The following is a 3,798-nucleotide window of genomic DNA, read 5'->3' as shown; positions in this document are numbered from 1 at the left end:
CACTTAAATATCTGAGCTTCCTTCTGGAGCATCGTCCTGGTGCTGAAATGTCAGACGGGGAATTGGAACAATTTGCCCCGTGGAGTAAATTGGCTCAGGAAACTTGTAAATAAAATGTAGTGAAATACTCGTATGTCTGGCATCCTAGCGCGGGGTGTCAGATTTCATTTATAGGGTACGCCCTAAAACTATGCGCTTACATTGTTTTTTATGGTTTCCCAATAGGTGGCATCAGCGCGTGACTGTGCGCACTGGCGGGCTACTGCGTCTGAGTTGAGCTGATATAAGGAGTCCGCAGCTTTTTGCATTGTTTCATTATTTTTTGTGATCATACGCAAATCCTCCCATGTCTTTGTTTTGAAAAGTTTTGCCCAACGGTCGATTCCATAGTGCCGATCTTCTTCTGTGGCAAGATCGATGCGGCTTAGGTCAATGACGTGGATGGAAAATTTTTCGCTGTACAGCCGCTTGGTCTTGACGTTCAGAAGCTGATATAATGCATTAAATTCCGGATTATCCTCGAACAAGGTAAAATTCAGAAATCCGATACTGTGCACTGGCTTGGCATCAATGTAATATTCTCCGCGCTTCAATTGATCAAAGTTCCGTGAAGCGTAAGAAATGGAACGGTCCGGCCAGTTGTATTCGTTGGTCATCTGCATTTCGAGATCGATCAGTCGGCCGTCATTGAGCACGACCCGGACATCCAGAATGAAGTCCTTGGCAGAAAATGTTTCGCCGAGTGAAATTGGATTCGTCACAGTAACTTCAACTCCGTCCGGCTTCATGTGCAGGATTGAGCAGATTAATGCTTTTAGCACATCGTTGTTCTCTTGCAGGATCTTACGAAATACATAATCGTTGGTGAAACCATAATCAATGGTTCCGGTTGCGGTTTCAAAATCAGGTACGTTGCTTTTCTCCATATAGTATGTTACCTTTCCTTTAGTATATATCATAAGGATTTATTTTCACACCCCCAAAAAGCAAAAATAAATCAGAATGATTTAAAATATTTAATTGTACTATCCATTGATAATTGAACCGGAAAATGGTTCGTTATGATCTGGCAACCGAGTTGCTTGAAATGGATATATGTGTTGTGAACTCAGAATAGCGAATAGCAGGGAAAAAGTCAAGAATTTTGAATTGAACATGCGTTCGTGTTATGCTATGATACGTTTTGTATAACTGAAAAGAAAGTAGGATGTGGATTTCCGATTATTAAGATGCCCTCTAGTATTACGAAAGAGGGTGATGCCCTATGAACACAATGGAAGTGCTTACTTTATTGCTAGTAGTTTTTGCGGCACTGTCTTACATAGATAATCATAATAAAAAGAAATAGCATCCCAGACCGTCCAAAGTTGAGGATGCTATTCTTTGTAGTTTAACTTTACTGAGGGCAAATCGGATAACACATCCGATAACCTTTCTGAGTAAATTATACATGAGGGTGCTTGATTTTTCAAGTGCCCTTTTCGATACAATTAGCAAAATAAATAATGAAAACAAAATTGCTTGGAAAATATTGGTGTTTCAATAGTTGAATTTGACCAATCATAACCTTGATATTGCATCTTAACTTAAAATAAGTTACAATACAGAAAAAGAGTTGTAAATGGAGGCGATAGAGTGGAATACCTTAAGCGGGTTTTAGGAATTGAAGTGCTGTATGAAAATAAAGCTTTAGAGCATTTGCCAAACTTTATCAGTACAAGGTACGATTCACAGAAAGTATCTCTGAGTGGTCAAAAAGCCGTTTTTTTGTACCCTAAAACCGAATTGGAACAGGTGGAAACATTAAAAAAGCATCTGGAACGTGTGAAAAAGGTTGCAGATCGCCCTGTGGTTTTAGTACTGGAACAAATCACTGCACGGCAGAAAGAGTATTTACTTCGAGAAAAGATAGCATTTATTGTGGATGGAAAGCAAATTTATCTGCCCTTTATGGCGGCATATTTGCAGGAACGTTGTGATGCAGAAAAGAGCGACAGAGAAGAAATCTTGCCATCAGCTCAGATGCTGTTGCTTTATTTTATTTATGAGGGAGCAAAGGAACTGTCCACAAGTCAAGCTGCAAAAGATTTGGATTTGACACCAACATCTATTTCCAGGGCGTCCAAACAACTTGAAGAAATGGGAACGCTGCAATCGAGAAAAATCGGAGTACAGAAGATACTGTTTTCAGAAAACTCCCCCAAAGAGTTGTTTTATAAAGCAGAGAAAGTTCTGCTCAATCCTGTGAAAAGGACTGTCTACGTTCCATGCGAGGAAGTAAAGAATGAATTGTTGGAGAGCGGATATTCCGCATTGGCGGAGTATTCGATGCTCAATGCGCCTGGTGTTTGGTGCTACGCTTCAGAAAGAATATCTCAGTGGAATGACTGTATGACAAAGGATTTACAGGACTCAAATTCACAGGTGGCTGTTGAAATGTGGAGATATGACCCACGAAAATTATCGAAGAAAAAAATGGTCGATGAACTTTCTCTGGCATTATCGCTCAGGGAAGATGCAGATGAACGGGTAGAAGAAGCAGTAGAAGAAATGTTAAATGATCTGTGGAGGAAGATAGATGGTAACAGGGATTGAAAGCTTTAAGGAATGGTTCAAGGGTAACGAAAGCCAGTATGCAATTATCGGTGGAACTGCGTGTGACATCTTGATGACGGAAGGAGGCTTAGACTTCCGTGCAACAAAAGACATTGATCTTGTTCTAATTATTGAAGCCGTGGATGTGGCTTTTGGAAGAAAATTCTGGGACTATGTAAAACAGGCTGGATATGAACATTGTAATAAAAGCTCTGGTGTGCCGCAGTTTTATCGCTTCAGTCACCCGACCTCAAACCGTTATCCAGCAATGATCGAACTGTTCACTAGAAAACTGGATGCAATTCAACTTCCAGATGATGCAGTATTGACACCGCTGCCAATGGATGAGGACATATCGAGCTTGTCTGCAATCCTTTTGGATGATGATTACTATGAGTTCTTGAAGCAGGGGAAAGTGACTGTTGATGGAGTGACGGTTTTGGATGCTGCATATTTGATTCCATTCAAGGCGAAAGCATGGATGGATTTGACGGATCGCAAAGAAGCCGGAGAACACGTTGATAGTAAAAACATTAAGAAGCATAAAAATGATGTTTTTCGATTGACTGAACTGATTGACCCTACAGTCAAGATTGCCACTCCCAGTGGCGTGTATGAGGATATGCAGAAGTTTGTTGATCGAATGAAAAATGAAACGGTTGATGTTAAACAGTTGGGGCTTGTGGGACGAACGAAAGAACAGATTCTTCAGGAAATAGGAGAATTATATGCTATACAATAATCAGTGAGTTGTCTAATAATTAAAATAAGTACGAATAAGCCGCATGGGGATTCAGGTGAAGACATGGGGCGGCATCAGCGCGTGACTGTGCGCACTGGCGGGCTACTGCGTCTGAGTTGAGCTGATATAAGGAGTTCGCAGCTTTTTGCATTGTTTCATTATTTTTGTGATCATACGCAAATCCTCCCATGTCTTTGTTTTGAAAAGTTTTGCCCAACGGTCAATTCCATAGTGCCGATCCTCTTCTGTGCCAAAAAGCAAAATAAATCAGAACAGCGAATGATGGGTGAAAAGTCAAGAATTTTTTGAACATGAGGGACAAGCCGAATAGCAGAAATCACAGATATGTGCGAGTCTAAATTGTATTTTTAAAATGAATGGGGCTGTAAAAAAACTCCCCTGACAGAAAAATCGCCCAGACCGTGAGGTCTGAGCGATTTTTTGGTATAATTAATTATGCT

Annotated in this window: 3 protein-coding genes; 2 read left to right on the top strand and 1 reads right to left on the bottom strand. The window is 40.5% G+C overall.

All coding sequences use genetic code 11. The features are described from left to right. Positions 1-188: 188 nt before the first annotated feature. Entirely contained in the window at positions 189-926 is a 738-nt protein-coding gene (locus tag M72_RS12320; RefSeq protein WP_055068432.1) for an Rpn family recombination-promoting nuclease/putative transposase, read from the bottom strand. A 709-nt stretch (positions 927-1,635) separates the two neighbouring features. On the opposite strand from M72_RS12320, the gene M72_RS12315 reads away from it, so the two are divergent. Further along, positions 1,636-2,595 (top strand): helix-turn-helix domain-containing protein, encoded by a 960-nt coding sequence (locus M72_RS12315; RefSeq protein ID WP_055068431.1) that lies wholly within the window; start codon positions 1,636-1,638, stop codon positions 2,593-2,595. After that, positions 2,579-3,337 (top strand): hypothetical protein, encoded by a 759-nt coding sequence (locus M72_RS12310; RefSeq protein WP_055068430.1) that lies wholly within the window; start codon positions 2,579-2,581, stop codon positions 3,335-3,337. Before M72_RS12315 ends, M72_RS12310 begins: the two co-directional genes overlap by 17 nt. Positions 3,338-3,798: the final 461 nt, after the last annotated feature.

The organism is Roseburia faecis, assembly GCF_001406815.1.
GTDB lineage: Bacteria > Bacillota > Clostridia > Lachnospirales > Lachnospiraceae > Roseburia > Roseburia faecis.
Note: the sequence above shows the minus strand (reverse complement) of the source record. Positions and strands in the feature narration are given on the sequence as shown.